A 13,845-nucleotide genomic window follows, 5' to 3' on the forward strand; every position below is an offset into this window, starting at 1 on the left:
GAAGAATGAAGAGGAAATGGCGTTGCAACAGCACACAGCCGATGCCCAGCGCTCAATGCCTCAAGAAACTGGCCAAGGCCAGCGCAAAGACCACCGCTGCGGCAACGAACAACACACTGCTTTTTGCCCAGTGCTGCAGTCGGCGTGCATCGCGCGCGCTGCGGATATCCGGCAACGCGCTCCAGATGTCGCGATTACGCATGCCGGTGCGGCCGCAGCGGAATTCCGGCGTAGGCGGCGCAGCATTGACAGCGGTCGTGACGCTGTCGTTGGCGGCGATATGCGGTGCCAGCAGCGAGACGGCGGCCGGAGCGAGATGGGTGGAACGGATCGAGTGGAACATCACCATGCATCCTGGACGCGTGCGGTGAGTGCACTCTAGGCAAGCGGTTTTGGAAACTTATTGGTATCGTCGGCGCGCCAGTGCGGTGCGCGGACTGCAGTCAGTCGCTAATGCGCGCACTGTCGCTGGCAAACACCACGCGCACGCACAGGCCACGCCCCTCGTTGCCTTCGCAGGTCTCGATGGCGGCTTCGTGCAGCCGTGCGATGCCGGCCACCAGCGACAGCCCGATACCGCTGCCTTGCACCTCGCTGTCGGCAACCCGGTAAAAGCGTTCGAAGATGGACGCGCGTGCGCTCTCCGGCACGCCGGGGCCGTCATCGCTGACCTGCACGAACGGGTGCAGCACATCGGCGCGCAGGCAATAGCCGCAACTCACTTCAACCGTGCCATGGATGCGGCCGTAGCGGATGCCGTTGTCGACCAGATTTCGGATCAGGATCCCCACTGCGTCCACGTCGCAACGCAGGGTGCACGGTGCGGCTTCCAGCTGCAGGGTGATGTGGCGCGCATCGGCCTGCACGCTGAATTCGTCCAGCACATGGGTGATCAACTCGCCCATATCGACCTGCTGATACGCCGCCGATGTGATGCCTGCATCCAGCCGCGCCAGGTCCAGTAGTTGCTCGGCCAGACGGTTGCTGCGGCGTGCGGTTTCCAGCAGCTGTTGCAGCGCCGCGTCCTTGGCTTCCAGCGAGGGCGCACGCAGCGCGACTTCGGCATAGGCATGCAGCGCCGACAGCGGGGTGCGCAATTCGTGTGCGGCATCGGCAACGAAATCGCGTTCGGCCTGCACGGTTTTTTCCACCCGCGCCAGCAAGGTGTTGAAGGAGCCGACCAGCGGACGGATTTCATCCGGCACCTGGTCCAGCGGCACCGGTTCGGTATCCAGCCCGGTGCGTTGCGCAATGGCGAGCGAAACCGCGCGCAGCGGCCCGAGCGAGGTGCGCACCGCCCACCACATCAGCAGGCCCAGGATCGCTAGCTGCGAGGTATTCAACACGATGGCAGTGAGCGTCTGCTTCAGGCTGATGCGCGAGGACGCGTTGCCCATCGGGGTCTGGATGTCTGCCACACCCGGAGGGTCTGGGGTATCGAAGCGATGCTCCAGCGCGTCCGGCAACACGGCGATCAATTGATCGCCAAACGTGTTGAGTTCCTGCTCGAACGCGCTGTGATGGCCCTGGGTGACCAGTGCGACCAGGATCCACAGCGAGGTGGACCAGCTCAGCAACACGATTGCGGCCAGCGCCGCCAGCATGCGCGCCTGTAGCGATTTCATTCGGGCGCCTTGCTGACCATGTAGCCCTGGCCATAAATGGTGGAGATGAGTTCGTCGCCCAGCTTGCGGCGCAACTGGTGCACATACACCGCGATCATGTTGCTGCCGCCTTCGGACGGGCCGCCGTAGACGCCTTCTTCCAGCTGATCCTTGGTGACCACGCGCCCGGCGCGTTCCATCAATGCGAGCAGCAGGCGGTATTCGTGCGCGCTCAGTGCGACCCACTTGCCGTCCCTGGTGACCTTGCGGCTGCTCGGGTCCACGCAGACATTGCCCTGAGTGAGCAGCGGCACCACGCGTCCCTGGCTGCGCCGGGTGATTGCGCGCAGCCGCGCCATCAGCTCATCGAACTGGAAGGGTTTCACCAGGTAATCGTCGGCGCCGGCATCCAGGCCGCGGATGCGGTCGGTGAGCTGGCCGCGCGCCGTCAGAGCGATCACCGGGGTGGCGTCGTACTGGCCGCGCATGAAGCGGATCACGGTCAGCCCGGACTCGCCGGGCAGGCCGATATCCAGCAGCACTGCCGTGTAGCGATGGTCCACCAGCACGGTCTTGGCGGCGTTGGCACTACCGACATGGTCGATGGTCCAGGACTGCTGGCGCACGCCGGCGCAGATCGCGTTGGCCAGCATGGTGTCGTCTTCGACGAGGAGCAGGTGCATAGAGGTTCCGCCGGGCACGGGGCCAGTCCGAGATGCGCGCCACTGTCGGAGGTCGCCATTAGGCAAATATTAGTGCATGGCCCAGGCGCGCATTCCAGCGCGGCCAGCGGCTTCGGCCCGGTGGCCGAAGTCACCGGGACGGTGGCGCAGCTCAGCGCTGCAGGATGGCGCGCAACGCCGCTTCCAGGCCTGGGTACTGGAAGCGGAAGCCGGCAGCGAGCGCACGCTGCGGCAGCACCCGCTGGCTGATCAGCAGCAGCTCGGCCATTTCGCCGAAGCCCAGCCGCAGCAGGCCGGCGGGCAGCGCCAGCAGCGCCGGGCGGTGCAACACCCGGGCCAGCGTGCGCGCGAACTCGGCATTGGTGACCGGGGTCGGTGCGGTGGCGTTGTAGGCGCCGGCCTCGCCGTGTTCGAGCAGCCACAGCAGCAGCGCGACCATGTCGGCGCGGTGGATCCAGCTCATCCAGTGGCGGCCATTGCCGAACGGGCCGCCGCCGCCGAAGCGGAACGCCGGCAGCATGCGCGCCAGCGCGCCGCCATCGCGGTCGAGCACGATGCCGGTGCGCACCCAGCTCACGCGGGAGCCCAGTGCGGCGATCTTGGCCGCTTCGGCCTCCCAGTCGCGACACAACACGGCGGAAAAATCGTCGCCGGCGCTGTCTGCTTCGGTCAGCGCGGTGTCGCCGCGTTCGCCGTAATAGCCCACAGCCGAGCCGGAGATCAGCACGGACGGACGCTGCTCGGCCGGTTGCTGCGCGATCCAGGCCTGCAGTTGCCGGGTGATGCCCAGCCGCGATGCGCGAAATTGCTGCTTGCGTGCGTCGGTCCAGCGGCCGGCCGCCAGCGGCTCGCCGGCCAGGTTGATGACGGCGTCGGCTTGTACGCCGTCCAGCGTCTCCACCGCGGTGATGCCGGTCAGGGTGCGGCTGGCGCGGCGGGGATCGCGCGTCAGTACGCTGACCTGATGCCCGGCGCGCAGCAATGCAGGGCACAGCGCCTGGCCGATAAAGCCGGTGCCGCCGGTGATGAGCAACTGCATGGTGAAGATTCCTGGGCCAAGGCGATGCGGCACGATAGGCCAGGGTGGACGGCAGCGGAGTGAAGTCGATGCCTTGCCGGTGCTGCGATCGGATCACGGCGTGTTGCACCGAGCTGATCGCTGCGCGTAGCCCAAACGCAAACGCGCCGGACCAGCCGGCGCGTTGCGCGATCGCTAAAAAAGCCGAGCGCTTACTTCGACGAAGACACCGCGTGGGCGCGCTCGAAGTGCGCCGACACCACGCGGCGGCTTTCTTCCAGATGCTGCTTGACCGCAGCGCTTTCGGCGGCGGGCAGCAGTTCGGAGTCGATGATCTTGATGGTGTCGCCATGGTCGATGACCATGGTGCGCATGAAGCCGTTGCGATATGCATCCTTACCGTCGGGCAGGGTCAAGGTCTGCGACAGCGCATCAGCGGACGCCTTGCCCTTGGCGCGCATCGCATCGGCGCGCGCGCTGCCGGTGGCACCTAAGGCCTTGCACTTTTCGAGATTGGCTTCGTGGTCGTGCAGCATCTGCTTGGCAAATGCGTCGGTGGCGCCGCCCATGTCCTGCGCGATGGCCTGCTTGGCCAGCGCGATTTCGTTTTCATCCAGCGCTGCCAGCACGCCCAGCACTGCGCCATCGCCCTTGGCCAATTCGGCTGCGCCGGTACCGCTGACCGGTGCGGCAGTGGGTTCCGGCGATACCGCCGGTGCGGTGCGCGAGGCATCGCCGCCGGGGCGATCACATGCGGTAAGCGTCAGCATGGCGAACAACGAGGTAGCAACAAGAAGGGATTTCATGGACGTCCTGAGCGTTGAAGAAACCACCGGCAGGTGCCGACGGCAAAATGCAAAGGAGCCGCTGTGCGGCTCCGATAATGCGCGGGGGGAGTTATGCACTCACGCCCACTGCGTCTGGGCTACCGACCCGAGGCCCATCGGCCTGGCCGGTGCATGCACTGCGTCCTGCGCGCTGCGACAGATACGCGTCATGCGTGCGGTGCGTTCGCGAATCACCGCGTGTTCGCTGGCCGGCGCACTGCCCAACAGACTGGCCACATGAAAGCCAAGGATGTCCTCCGCGCGGTCGCCCTGGTCGCTGACGATGTGCGGTACCAACCGCTCCAGTCGTTCCAGCTCCTGCTGCACTTGATACGGGGTTTTCATGACGTTCTCCAATGAATAACGGGTCCTGCTGACACTGACGTACTCAACTATTGCGCATGCCCAGACGCTGCCAGCAATCGGTGGCCAACTGTTCGTAATTGGACTGGGTGTTGGATGAAATGAAGTGGTGTTCCAGGCGGTCGCGAAACAATCGCAGACGCTCCTGATCACTTGAACGCGGTGCCTGCAGATAGATATCGCAGGCCATTTTCACCACCGGTGACAACTCGCTGAACTTGCCTGCACCAAGGTTGCCCTGGGCATGCCGCGCCTGCCAATGCGCGATTTCGGCTTGTACATCGATAACGGAGGGGTCTCTGCTCATGACTTCGGGTGGTCCGGGTTAAACAAACTTGACGTGCAGGGTAACTGCGGGTATGTCAACGAATGATCATCGAACGCGACCATTGGCTCTTCGTGCGGCCGTATTCCCTTAATTGGTCAGCGTGTTCCTGGATCTCTACACGCTGCATATGCACCGCGGCCGCCATGCCAATTCCAGCGTCGACGGCACTGACCATATGCGGCTCGTGCACCGGCCCGTATCACTTTGAGCGAGTCGATGCGCCGCGCAAAACGAGCGCAGTGCAAAGATGAATACGATGAATTGCGCTAGAAACAGCCGTGTTTTACGGAAGATTCTGAACCGCTCCACACCTGTGTAACGTCTGATCCGTAAGCTCTGCAGCGACGTAATGGAGAGAGTACCCAGGATGCAGGAGAGCGAAAGCAGTCGCAGCAAGCCGCAGCACGCCAGCGGCACATCGGAAGCACGCGTGTGGTGGCATGCCTTGTTGGAGTTGCGTGGCGGGCGCGTCGCCATCAGCTTGGTGGTGGTGCTTGTGATTGTGCTCGGGGTCTACCTGGCATTGAAGTAAGAGGTAGCGCAATACCCGTGCAGTAACGTGTTGCAGGTTTCAGCTACGCAATAGAGTCAGCTACGCAATAGAGCCAGAACGATCAAGCGGCCGAGCGCCGCGAGGGGAGCGTGATGGCACACAAGCGGTATCGGCAGGTGCTGGGGCATGTCACGCGTCTGGTGCCCGAGCACGGCCATGAGCGGATCACGCATGCGTGGGTGTGCAGCGAAATTGAACGCTTGCTGGGCGCGCATGACCCAACTGCGGCTGCTGATGGTGCTGCAGTCTTTCATGTGCCCGACGAGACCCTGACCACCGAGCAGGCGCATGGCTTGGGAATCGACGACAACGGCGATCTGCTGGGTGGCATCGTGCCGCACGCGTTTCTGGCGACCAAAGTCATCGGTCATCCGTTGATCGCCGACGATGCGGCCTGCATCGCCGGCTGGAATCAGTCGTTGGCTACAGCGCTGATCCCGGCCACGCTGCCGGGCTACACGGTGTTCTCGCGCGCTGATGCCGAGCGCGCGCTGGACGCGTTGCTGTCAGGCGGAGGGGTGCGACTCAAGTTGCCGACCGGCGTCGGTGGCAATGGTCAATGGCGCATCGCCAGTGCCGCGCAGCTGGCAGATGCACTGGACAGCCTGCCTGATTGCTATCTCGCGGCGCACGGCGCCGTGCTGGAGCGCAACGTCCTGCATGCAGTCACGCATAGCGTTGGCGAGTTGTGTGTTGCCGGAATTCAGATCGCCTATTTTGGCACGCAATGCAACGTGCGCAACGCGCAGGATGACGAGGTCTATGGCGGCTCGTCGCTGCAGGTGTATCGCGGATCGCTCGAAGCGCTGGCCGCCACCGCGCTGTCGGCATTGCAGAAACACGTGGTCGAACAGGCCTGCAGATACGATCGATTCATCACCGCCGCCTATCCTGAGTTGCACATCTCACGCCGCAACTACGATGTGGTCAGCGGTGAAGATGCGCAGGCTGGGCTGATCTGCGGCGTGCTGGAGCAATCCTGGCGAGTCGGTGGCGCCACCCCGGCCGAGCTCGCTGCAATCGCCCGTTTTCAGCAAGACCCGGCACTGCAATGGGTGGCAGCCTCCACGCATGAGATCTATCAGGGCGAACCGCCGGCCGATGCGCAGATCTACTACCGCGCCGAGCATGCCGGGCCAGGTCCGCGCTACAAATACAGGAGGGTATCCAGCACCTAATGGAAGCCAAACTTTCCAGCATCCAAATTCCCGTCGACCAGGACGCACTCAGCGGTACCTTGCTCACGCCGTCTGGCATGCCGGCTGTGTTGTTCGTGCACGGCTGGGGTGGCAGCCAGCACCACAATCTGTTGCGCGCACGCGAGGCGGTGGGCCTGGGCTGCATCTGCATGACCTTCGACCTGCGTGGTCACGAAGGCTACGCATCGATGCGCCAGACCGTGACCCGTGCGCAGAACCTGGACGACATCAAGGCCGCCTACGATCAACTCGCGCATCTGCCGTATGTGGATGCGCAGTCGATCGCCGTGGTTGGGCTGAGCTACGGCGGTTATCTGTCTGCGCTGCTGACGCGCGAGCGCCCGGTGGAATGGCTGGCCTTGCGCTCGCCTGCACTCTACAAGGACGAACATTGGGATCACCCCAAGGTCAGCCTCAATGCCGATCCGGAGTTGATGGATTACCGCCAGCGCACGCTGACGCCCGATGACAACATCGCCCTGGCCGCCTGCGCGCAGTACAAGGGCGATGTGCTGCTGGTGGAAGCCGAAAACGATGTCATCGTGCCGCACCCGGTGTTGCGCAATTACGCCGATGCCTTCGTCCATGCGCGCTCGCTGAGCACGCGTGTGATTGCCGGCGCCGATCATGCCTTGAGCGTCAAGGAGCATCAACAGCATTACACGCGCGCATTGATCGACTGGTTGACCGAAAAGGTTGTCGGGCGTCGGATCGCGTTGGCCAAGGAAGTGGTGGCCGCCCGCAAGCAATTGCTCAAGGAGCAGGGCGACGCGGTGTCGTCATCGGGGCAGGGCGCGCGTGAGTTTCTTGGCGATATCCGGGCGGTGGAAAAGACTTCCGGTTGATCTGGAGCAGTGGCTGATCACGCCATGCTCGATCATCACGAACGCGCGGCAAAAAAACGGGCCACTGGGCCCGTTCTTTTTTATGACGCTCTCGCTTTCACTGCAGTGAAGCGCTGGATCGAGACGACTACACGCGTGGATCGGTCGGATTACGACGTGCGGCTTCATCATGATGCTCGGAGTCGAACGCCTCGCGCACCGCATGCTTGGCCTTTTCCCAGCTCAGGCGAGAGTTGGACTTGAAGCGGTCCCAGCCATCGCCCAGGTCGCGTTCCAGATGGTCGTCCCACTGGCGGCCGGCGTGCTGCTGGCGTGCCTGCATGCCGTAGCGATACGCCGGGCGATAATCGTCGTACGAATAGTCGGCATCGCGATAACCCGCGCTGTCGAAGCGACCTTCGTAATGGGTGTCGCCATCGCGATACACGCTGTGCGTGCGATCGGCACGCTCCCAGGCATCGCGTGCAGCCAGACGTGCATCGTCCCACTCCAGGCGCGATTCGCCGCGATTACGCGGCCACTCGCCGGCCAGGGTCGCTTCGGTTTCTTCCCAGGTGCTGGTCGGACGCGTTTCGCGTGCCTGCAGACCGAACCCGTAAACCGTTGCGTAATCGCGATCGTAATCGGTGCCTTCCTTGTAGTAAGGACGGTTCTGATGTTCCTGGCGCCAGTATTCGGATTCGACGGTCGGGTCCAGGCGTTCTGCCACGCCCTTGCCGGCCGCAGCGCCAGCCACAACACCGACGGCCGCACCGATCAAGGTGCCCAGCGGGCCGAACACGGTGCCTGCCAACGCGCCTGCTGCAGCGCCGCCCGCGATGCCACCAACGCCCACGCCAACCGGATGCGATCCGGGTGCACCGGAGATCGGGTCACGATTCGAATCCTGTGCTTGTGCTGCGCGTTCCTGCTTATCCAGCTTGTCTAGATTGCTGTTGTGATTGGTCATGTCGTCTCCGGCTGTCTGGTGGATGCGGTCTGTGGATACAGATCGCCAACGTGGCGCCACCATGGCGATGCAGGAGTGAAACGCGTGTGCGTGGATGTGAGCATCATCGCGACATGCCTGAACTGTGCACGAGTGCAGTGCGGATGAGGTCGGTGACATGTCGCTGCAACATTTTCCCGCAGAAATTAAGGGGCATGCGTAGGTCTTCTGCATTTCTCCCTTGATGCACAGCAATGGCGTCTACAGACGAGCTCAATCAAGTTTTCGAGCCGACGACTTGGATATCTCCAAGTCGCGTTGGCAGAGGGCGCGGTGCCTTCACCGCTAGTGGGACACGCCGTGAATCCATCCATGCCGCCAAAGAGTCCCGCAAGCGATGAGGACACCGCACCAGCAAGTTTGTGGGTTGCTTTGCTGAAAAAACTGCACACCGACCATCTTGACTGGTCCTTGCCGGCCTACCGTCGCGGGACCTAACGCGGCATGGATGCCGCGTAAGAGCCTACACGGACGTACTTGCGGCGTGTCCCGCGATGGTAGGCCGGCAAGGGCCCTGCAGAAAAAGCTGAAAGATCAACCGCTCTACAATTGATCTATCCGCGCCATCCAACCACTCCAAGACAACCCAGAGTTCGAGTCGCAGCGTAGTTTCTTAGATGCGAAAGCACACGCACACTCAACCGCCGTGCGTACCCAGCGTGCGTGCGCCGGTCAGGATCATGCGCAGCATCTGCGAGATCTGCTCGACCAGTTCGGGATCCTTTTCCGGCGGCGAATCCATCGCCACTGCGCCCATCGCAAATACCAGCCGGGTGATCGCCTTGGACACCAGTGCCGGCGCGTGCAGCTTGGCGTTGTCGGCCGCGGCCAGGCGGATCAGGTCCACGCGCAGCTCGTCTTCGAAATAGCTGAGCTCGCGCTCCACTGCCTGCTTGAACGCATCCGAGCCCACTGCACCTTCGCGCAGCAGCACATGCAGCAATTTGTCGTCGGCACGCAGCTGTTCCATGAAGGCCTCGACCGATACGCGGATGACGCTACGGTCGGTGGAGGTGGCGCGTTGGCGGGCCTGGCCGATGATGGTGCGCAGCGAGCGCCCGGCCAGATCGATCAAGGCCACGGCGAGCTCGTCCATGTCGCGGAACTGGCGATAGAAGCTGTTGGGCGCGATGCCGGCTTCGCGTGCCACCTCGCGCAGGCTCAGCGTGGACAGGCTGCGGTGCGGACCGATCAGCGACAGCGCTGCGGCGATCAGATCCTCGCGTGAAATCGCCGGCTTGCGTGACGGCGGCGCGTCGTGGGAAGGCAGGGCGATGGAGGTCATGAGGCTGCGGCCGGTCGTGGGGATGAATCATAGCCCCTTCGGCCGATATACAACTGTATACACGTCTGTGCATGCATGCGTATAGTGCGATCCATGAACCTGGCATCCGACCCCAAGTCCAAGTCCCCGCTGCCGACGCGTCTGGCGCGCCGGCTGGTGTCGCCGCAGTTGTTCGATTTCTGGGCAACCCGGCTCAATCCCTTGTGGACCCTGGAGCGGCCGATGGCCCGCCTGGTTGCGCGCACCGCAGCCAGCCGTGATGCGGTGACCTTGGTCCTGCAGCCCAACGGCCACTGGCAGGGCCTGCAGGCCGGCCAGCACGTGAGCCTGGGCGTGGAGATCGACGGCCGCCGCCTGTTGCGCAGCTACAGCCCGACCGTGCTGGCCGATGGCCGCCTGGCGATCACCGTCAAGGCGATCGAGGGCGGTCTGGTGAGTCGCTACCTGGCAAGCGATGCGGCCATCGGCACGGTGGTCTCGCTGGAGCCGGCCTTCGGCGACATGCTGCTGCCGACCACGCCCACGCCGCTATTGCTGCTGGCCGCCGGCTCGGGCATCACCCCGATGCGCGCGCTGCTGCAGGCCGCCGCGCAGGCGGGCATGCCGATGGATGTGGATCTGCTTTACTGGGTGCGCCAGCGCGACGAAGCCTGTTTTGTCGAAGAATTCGAAGCGCTGGCGGCGGCGCATCCGCGCCTGCGCGTGCGTTTGCTGACCACCCGCGAAGGCGAAGCCCCGGCTGTGCGCGTGGATACCTATCCGTTGGAGCAGATCGCCGATCTCTCCAACCGTCACGTCATGGTCTGCGGCCCCGGCGGTTTTGTGCACGCAGCGCGCGAGCGCTTGCAGGGCCGCGTGGCCGCGTTTCAGGCCGAAGCCTTCAGCGTGCCGGTGCTGGACGACGGCGAAGCCGGTCAGGTGCAGGTGCAGCTGTCACGCAGCGGCCGTACGCTCACCCTGCCGCGCGGCAAGTCGCTGCTGGAAGGCCTGGAAGCGCAAGGCCTGCGCCCGAAACACGGTTGCCGCATGGGCATCTGCAACAGCTGCGCCTGCGCGCGCCAGTCCGGCACCACGCGCCACCTGTTGACCGGTGAGCGCAGCAACGAACCCACCGCACAGGTGCGCCTGTGCATCAGTGCCCCGAGCACCGACCTGATCCTGGATCTGTAAGGAATCTTCATGAGCCGAGTCCATAACCGTGCCCTGTCCGCTGCCGAACTGCAGTCTTTCGGCGACGAACTCGATGCCATCCGCGCCCGCGTGCAGAGCCAGGTCGGCGCCGCCGATGCGCGTTACATCCGCCGTATCGTGGCGGCGGTGCGCTGGACCGGCGTGGCCGGTCGCGCATTGCTGTTCCTGGGCGCGTTCGTGCACAGCGTGCTGATTCCGGCGTGGATTGCCGGCGTGGTGCTGCTGACCCTGTCCAAGATCCTGGAGAACATGGAGCTGGGCCATAACGTCATGCATGGCCAGTACGACTGGATGGGCGACCCGCAGCTCAACGGCAACACCTACGAGTGGGATATCGTCGCCACCGGCGACAACTGGCGCAAGACGCACAACTTCAAGCACCACACCTACACCAACGTGCGCGGCATGGACGACGACATTGGCTATGGCCTGCTGCGCATCTTCCCCGAGCAGCGCTGGCGCCCGTTCTACCTGTTGCAGCCGTTCGTGGCGGTGTTCTTCGCGCTGCTGTTCGAATGGGGCGTGGCGATCCAGGACCTGCGTCTGGGCCGCTGGTTTGCCGGCAAGATGAAAGCCGCAGAGCTGCGCGCTTCGTTTCTTCCGGTGGGCCGCAAGATGGGCCGCCAGATGCTCAAGGATTACATCGTGTTCCCGCTGCTGGCCGGCCCGTTCTTCCTGACCGTGCTGCTGGGCAATCTCGCCGCCAACGTGCTGCGCAGCATCTGGACCTTCGTGATCATCTTCTGCGGCCACTTCACCGCCGATGCGGAAGTGTTCCCGAAGGAATCGATCCGCAACGAGTCGCGCGGCCATTGGTATCTGCGTCAGCTGCGTGGCTCGTCGAATCTGACCGGCGGCAAGCTGATGAACGTGCTGTCGGGCAATCTGAGCCACCAGATCGAGCATCACTTCTACCCGGACCTGCCGGCCAACCGCTATGCGCAGATTGCCGTGGAAGTGAAGCAGATCTGTGCGCGTTACGGCCAGCACTACAACACCGGTTCGCTGCCGCGTCAGTTCGGTCAGGTGATGTGGCGGATTGTGCGCCACGCCTTCCCGAGCCGGCCCAAGCCGGTGCGCCGCCAACGCGAAAGCGCCTTGCAGAGCGCCTGATCAGGCAAAGCGCTGATCAACATGATCAAAAAGGGTCGCCATGGGCGGCCCTTTTTGTTGGGTCAGCGAAGTGGTCGCCATACGACGTTGCGCATCGTCGCGCTGGCGCGGTCGGTGCCTGCGGCAGCGGTGAAGGCCTGCGCTGCGAGTCGAGCCTGCCGTTTGCGCACACCGGCCAGCGCTGTGCCTGGTGGGTCGGCGGCGCTTAGTGCCGGCTCAGGTCAGGGCGTGGCGGCGCACCGGCTCCGGTCAGTGTGTGGTGTTGCGCATCAGCGCGTGATACGCGATGAAACCAGTGGCCGGCAGTGCGCGCGAGAACAGCCAGCCTTGCGCCAGATCCACGCCATGCGCACGCAGATAGTCCAACTGCTCCTGGCGCTCCACGCCTTCGGCGATGGTGCGCAACTTCAGCGTCTTGGCCATGTCGATGATGTGCGAGGTCACCGCACTGGTAGCCGAGTGGGTGCCAATGGTGTCCACGAACGACTTGTCGATCTTCAATGCATCCAGCGGCAGCCCTTGCAGGTACTGCAGGCTCGAGTAGCCAGTGCCGAAGTCGTCGATCGACACCGTGTGGCCGGCGCCGCGCAGATGGGTGATGGTGGCGCGTGCCGCATCGATATCCATCAGGCTGCGCTCGGTGGCCTCCACCCACAGCTGTCCGCTGTCCACGCCAGTGCCGCGTAGTGCTTGCGCCAGCACGGTCTGCACGCGGCCGCTCTTGATGTCGCCGGCCGAGACGTTGATGGCCACATGCAGGGACGGAATCGCCGCCAGCGTCGGGCCGAGTTCGCGGATGACTTCTGCCACCACCATGTCGGTGATCGGCAGGATCAGACCGCTCTCTTCGGCCAGCGGGATAAAGGCATCGGGCGGGATCAGCACGCCATCGGATTGCTGCCAGCGCACCAGCGCCTCGGCACCGACGCAGGCACCGCTGTCGAGCGCGATGATCGGCTGGTAGTGCACGACGAATTCGCCGCGTTGCACGGCGCTTTCCAGCCGTGCCAAGGGCGACAGCCGCCGCCGTGAAACCCAGATCACCAGGCTGACCAGCAGCAGCGCCAATGCGATGCCCACCGGCACTGTCTGCAGGCGTGCCGCTGCCAGCGGGCCACGCAGGTAAGCGACCGGCTCGGTGACCACCGCAGCCCAGTCGCCACGGCGGTCGCGGCCGGACAAGACCTGCGTCTGCGTTGCGTCTGCGCTGGATGTATCGGGTAACGGCTCGATCAACAATTGCTCGGCGGCGGTATTGGTACTGCTCAGGATCTGCCCGCTCGGGGTGCCGATCGCCAGTTGCAGGCCGGGCGGGATATTGATGTCGGTGAGGGTGGCCGGATTGATCAACACATTGTAGTCGTCCAGCTGCAGCGCCATCAGCGGGTGCTGCGGATTGGCCAGCGGACGCAGGCGGGTGGTCACCGCAATGCCGCGCTTGACCACGAAATCCGGCGTTGACTGTGGAATGGCCTCTGGCAACGGCCCCCACGAAGTGCAGCGCAAACGGCGCTGCTGAAAATGCCCCAGCTCCACGATGTAATGACTGGTCAGCACCAATGCGCGCATCTGCGCCAGATGCTCAGGGGAACAGCGCGGCAGCTGCGAGCCGGCCATGTTCACCAGCGCGCCGTGCGCTTCGTCGAAGGCGGCTTCGGTGCGCCGGATTGACAGCGCCGCCAGCTGGCTGAGCCTGCTCTGCTCGCGATCCAGCGCCAGCCGCCACGCCAGGTAATAGGACAGGCTGATCGGAAGGGTTGCGCATAGCACCACCAGCAACACGGTCACACTGATGATGCGTTGTCGCTTCACCTCATCCCCCGCATCTGCATGGCGGCCAGCTCACGC

15 protein-coding genes are annotated in these 13,845 nt (G+C 64.2%); 5 read left to right on the forward strand and 10 right to left on the reverse strand.

Features of this window, described 5'->3' with window-relative positions; translation table 11 throughout:
* Positions 1 to 52 precede the first annotated feature (52 nt).
* The 7 genes from NYR97_RS10495 to NYR97_RS10525 form a co-directional block, all read right to left on the reverse strand.
* Positions 53 to 343, reverse strand: a complete 291-nt coding sequence (locus tag NYR97_RS10495; protein WP_205392798.1) for a hypothetical protein — start codon at positions 341 to 343, stop codon at positions 53 to 55.
* 100 nt (positions 344 to 443) lie between these two features.
* On the reverse strand, positions 444 to 1,625 hold the full coding sequence (locus tag NYR97_RS10500) for a sensor histidine kinase (RefSeq protein ID WP_316697856.1): 1,182 nt from the start codon (positions 1,623 to 1,625) through the stop codon (positions 444 to 446).
* Positions 1,622 to 2,287 (reverse strand): response regulator transcription factor, encoded by a 666-nt coding sequence (locus NYR97_RS10505; RefSeq protein ID WP_316697858.1) that lies wholly within the window; start codon positions 2,285 to 2,287, stop codon positions 1,622 to 1,624. Before NYR97_RS10505 ends, NYR97_RS10500 begins: the two co-directional genes overlap by 4 nt.
* A gap of 151 nt (positions 2,288 to 2,438) precedes the next feature.
* Positions 2,439 to 3,326, reverse strand: coding sequence for a TIGR01777 family oxidoreductase (locus NYR97_RS10510; RefSeq protein WP_316697859.1), 888 nt, complete (start codon positions 3,324 to 3,326; stop codon positions 2,439 to 2,441).
* Between the two features lie 191 nt (positions 3,327 to 3,517).
* The gene (locus NYR97_RS10515) at positions 3,518 to 4,111 is read right to left on the reverse strand and encodes a DUF4142 domain-containing protein (RefSeq protein WP_006450950.1); all 594 of its coding nucleotides are present in this window, start codon (positions 4,109 to 4,111) and stop codon (positions 3,518 to 3,520) included.
* A gap of 99 nt (positions 4,112 to 4,210) precedes the next feature.
* A complete protein-coding gene (locus NYR97_RS10520) occupies positions 4,211 to 4,477 on the reverse strand; it encodes a hypothetical protein (RefSeq protein ID WP_023905500.1) in 267 nt (88 codons plus the stop codon).
* A gap of 43 nt (positions 4,478 to 4,520) precedes the next feature.
* The gene (locus NYR97_RS10525; protein ID WP_006450952.1) at positions 4,521 to 4,802 is read right to left on the reverse strand and encodes a hypothetical protein; all 282 of its coding nucleotides are present in this window, start codon (positions 4,800 to 4,802) and stop codon (positions 4,521 to 4,523) included.
* 388 nt (positions 4,803 to 5,190) lie between these two features.
* Between NYR97_RS10525 and NYR97_RS10530 the strand changes: the two genes are divergently transcribed.
* From NYR97_RS10530 to NYR97_RS10540, 3 genes are all read left to right on the forward strand, one after another.
* A complete protein-coding gene (locus tag NYR97_RS10530; RefSeq protein ID WP_210762404.1) occupies positions 5,191 to 5,355 on the forward strand; it encodes a hypothetical protein in 165 nt (54 codons plus the stop codon).
* A 113-nt stretch (positions 5,356 to 5,468) separates the two neighbouring features.
* Positions 5,469 to 6,554, forward strand: a complete 1,086-nt coding sequence (locus NYR97_RS10535; RefSeq protein ID WP_316697861.1) for a DUF3182 family protein — start codon at positions 5,469 to 5,471, stop codon at positions 6,552 to 6,554.
* The gene (locus NYR97_RS10540) at positions 6,554 to 7,420 is read left to right on the forward strand and encodes an alpha/beta hydrolase family protein (RefSeq protein ID WP_316697862.1); all 867 of its coding nucleotides are present in this window, start codon (positions 6,554 to 6,556) and stop codon (positions 7,418 to 7,420) included. Before NYR97_RS10535 ends, NYR97_RS10540 begins: the two co-directional genes overlap by 1 nt.
* Positions 7,421 to 7,547: 127 nt before the next feature.
* Here NYR97_RS10540 and NYR97_RS10545 read toward each other — a convergent pair whose 3' ends face one another.
* Entirely contained in the window at positions 7,548 to 8,369 is an 822-nt protein-coding gene (locus NYR97_RS10545) for a hypothetical protein (RefSeq protein WP_316697863.1), read from the reverse strand.
* Between the two features lie 676 nt (positions 8,370 to 9,045).
* A complete protein-coding gene (gene fabR / locus NYR97_RS10550; RefSeq protein ID WP_006449004.1) occupies positions 9,046 to 9,693 on the reverse strand; it encodes an HTH-type transcriptional repressor FabR in 648 nt (215 codons plus the stop codon).
* 93 nt (positions 9,694 to 9,786) lie between these two features.
* Between fabR and NYR97_RS10555 the strand changes: the two genes are divergently transcribed.
* Positions 9,787 to 10,863 (forward strand): ferredoxin reductase, encoded by a 1,077-nt coding sequence (locus NYR97_RS10555; protein ID WP_316697865.1) that lies wholly within the window; start codon positions 9,787 to 9,789, stop codon positions 10,861 to 10,863.
* A 9-nt stretch (positions 10,864 to 10,872) separates the two neighbouring features.
* Positions 10,873 to 11,997 (forward strand): fatty acid desaturase family protein, encoded by a 1,125-nt coding sequence (locus tag NYR97_RS10560; protein ID WP_006449002.1) that lies wholly within the window; start codon positions 10,873 to 10,875, stop codon positions 11,995 to 11,997.
* 249 nt (positions 11,998 to 12,246) lie between these two features.
* Here NYR97_RS10560 and NYR97_RS10565 read toward each other — a convergent pair whose 3' ends face one another.
* Positions 12,247 to 13,809 (reverse strand): EAL domain-containing protein, encoded by a 1,563-nt coding sequence (locus NYR97_RS10565; protein WP_205392789.1) that lies wholly within the window; start codon positions 13,807 to 13,809, stop codon positions 12,247 to 12,249.
* Between the last annotated feature and the right edge of the window lie 36 nt (positions 13,810 to 13,845).

The sequence above is a fragment of the Xanthomonas hydrangeae genome, from assembly GCF_032697525.1.
GTDB classification, from domain to species: Bacteria; Pseudomonadota; Gammaproteobacteria; order Xanthomonadales; family Xanthomonadaceae; genus Xanthomonas; species Xanthomonas hydrangeae.

What these genes read in the sequence shown, in the direction of transcription:
- NYR97_RS10495 (WP_205392798.1), bottom strand. Translation starts at nt 343, where the DNA reads ATGTTCCACTCGATCCGTTCCACCCATCTCGCTCCGGCCGCCGTCTCG.
- NYR97_RS10500 (WP_316697856.1), bottom strand. Translation starts at nt 1,625, where the DNA reads ATGAAATCGCTACAGGCGCGCATGCTGGCGGCGCTGGCCGCAATCGTG.
- NYR97_RS10505 (WP_316697858.1), bottom strand. Translation starts at nt 2,287, where the DNA reads ATGCACCTGCTCCTCGTCGAAGACGACACCATGCTGGCCAACGCGATC.
- NYR97_RS10510 (WP_316697859.1), bottom strand. Translation starts at nt 3,326, where the DNA reads ATGCAGTTGCTCATCACCGGCGGCACCGGCTTTATCGGCCAGGCGCTG.
- NYR97_RS10515 (WP_006450950.1), bottom strand. Translation starts at nt 4,111, where the DNA reads ATGAAATCCCTTCTTGTTGCTACCTCGTTGTTCGCCATGCTGACGCTT.
- NYR97_RS10520 (WP_023905500.1), bottom strand. Translation starts at nt 4,477, where the DNA reads ATGAAAACCCCGTATCAAGTGCAGCAGGAGCTGGAACGACTGGAGCGG.
- NYR97_RS10525 (WP_006450952.1), bottom strand. Translation starts at nt 4,802, where the DNA reads ATGAGCAGAGACCCCTCCGTTATCGATGTACAAGCCGAAATCGCGCAT.
- NYR97_RS10530 (WP_210762404.1), top strand. Translation starts at nt 5,191, where the DNA reads ATGCAGGAGAGCGAAAGCAGTCGCAGCAAGCCGCAGCACGCCAGCGGC.
- NYR97_RS10535 (WP_316697861.1), top strand. Translation starts at nt 5,469, where the DNA reads ATGGCACACAAGCGGTATCGGCAGGTGCTGGGGCATGTCACGCGTCTG.
- NYR97_RS10540 (WP_316697862.1), top strand. Translation starts at nt 6,554, where the DNA reads ATGGAAGCCAAACTTTCCAGCATCCAAATTCCCGTCGACCAGGACGCA.
- NYR97_RS10545 (WP_316697863.1), bottom strand. Translation starts at nt 8,369, where the DNA reads ATGACCAATCACAACAGCAATCTAGACAAGCTGGATAAGCAGGAACGC.
- fabR (WP_006449004.1), bottom strand. Translation starts at nt 9,693, where the DNA reads ATGACCTCCATCGCCCTGCCTTCCCACGACGCGCCGCCGTCACGCAAG.
- NYR97_RS10555 (WP_316697865.1), top strand. Translation starts at nt 9,787, where the DNA reads ATGAACCTGGCATCCGACCCCAAGTCCAAGTCCCCGCTGCCGACGCGT.
- NYR97_RS10560 (WP_006449002.1), top strand. Translation starts at nt 10,873, where the DNA reads ATGAGCCGAGTCCATAACCGTGCCCTGTCCGCTGCCGAACTGCAGTCT.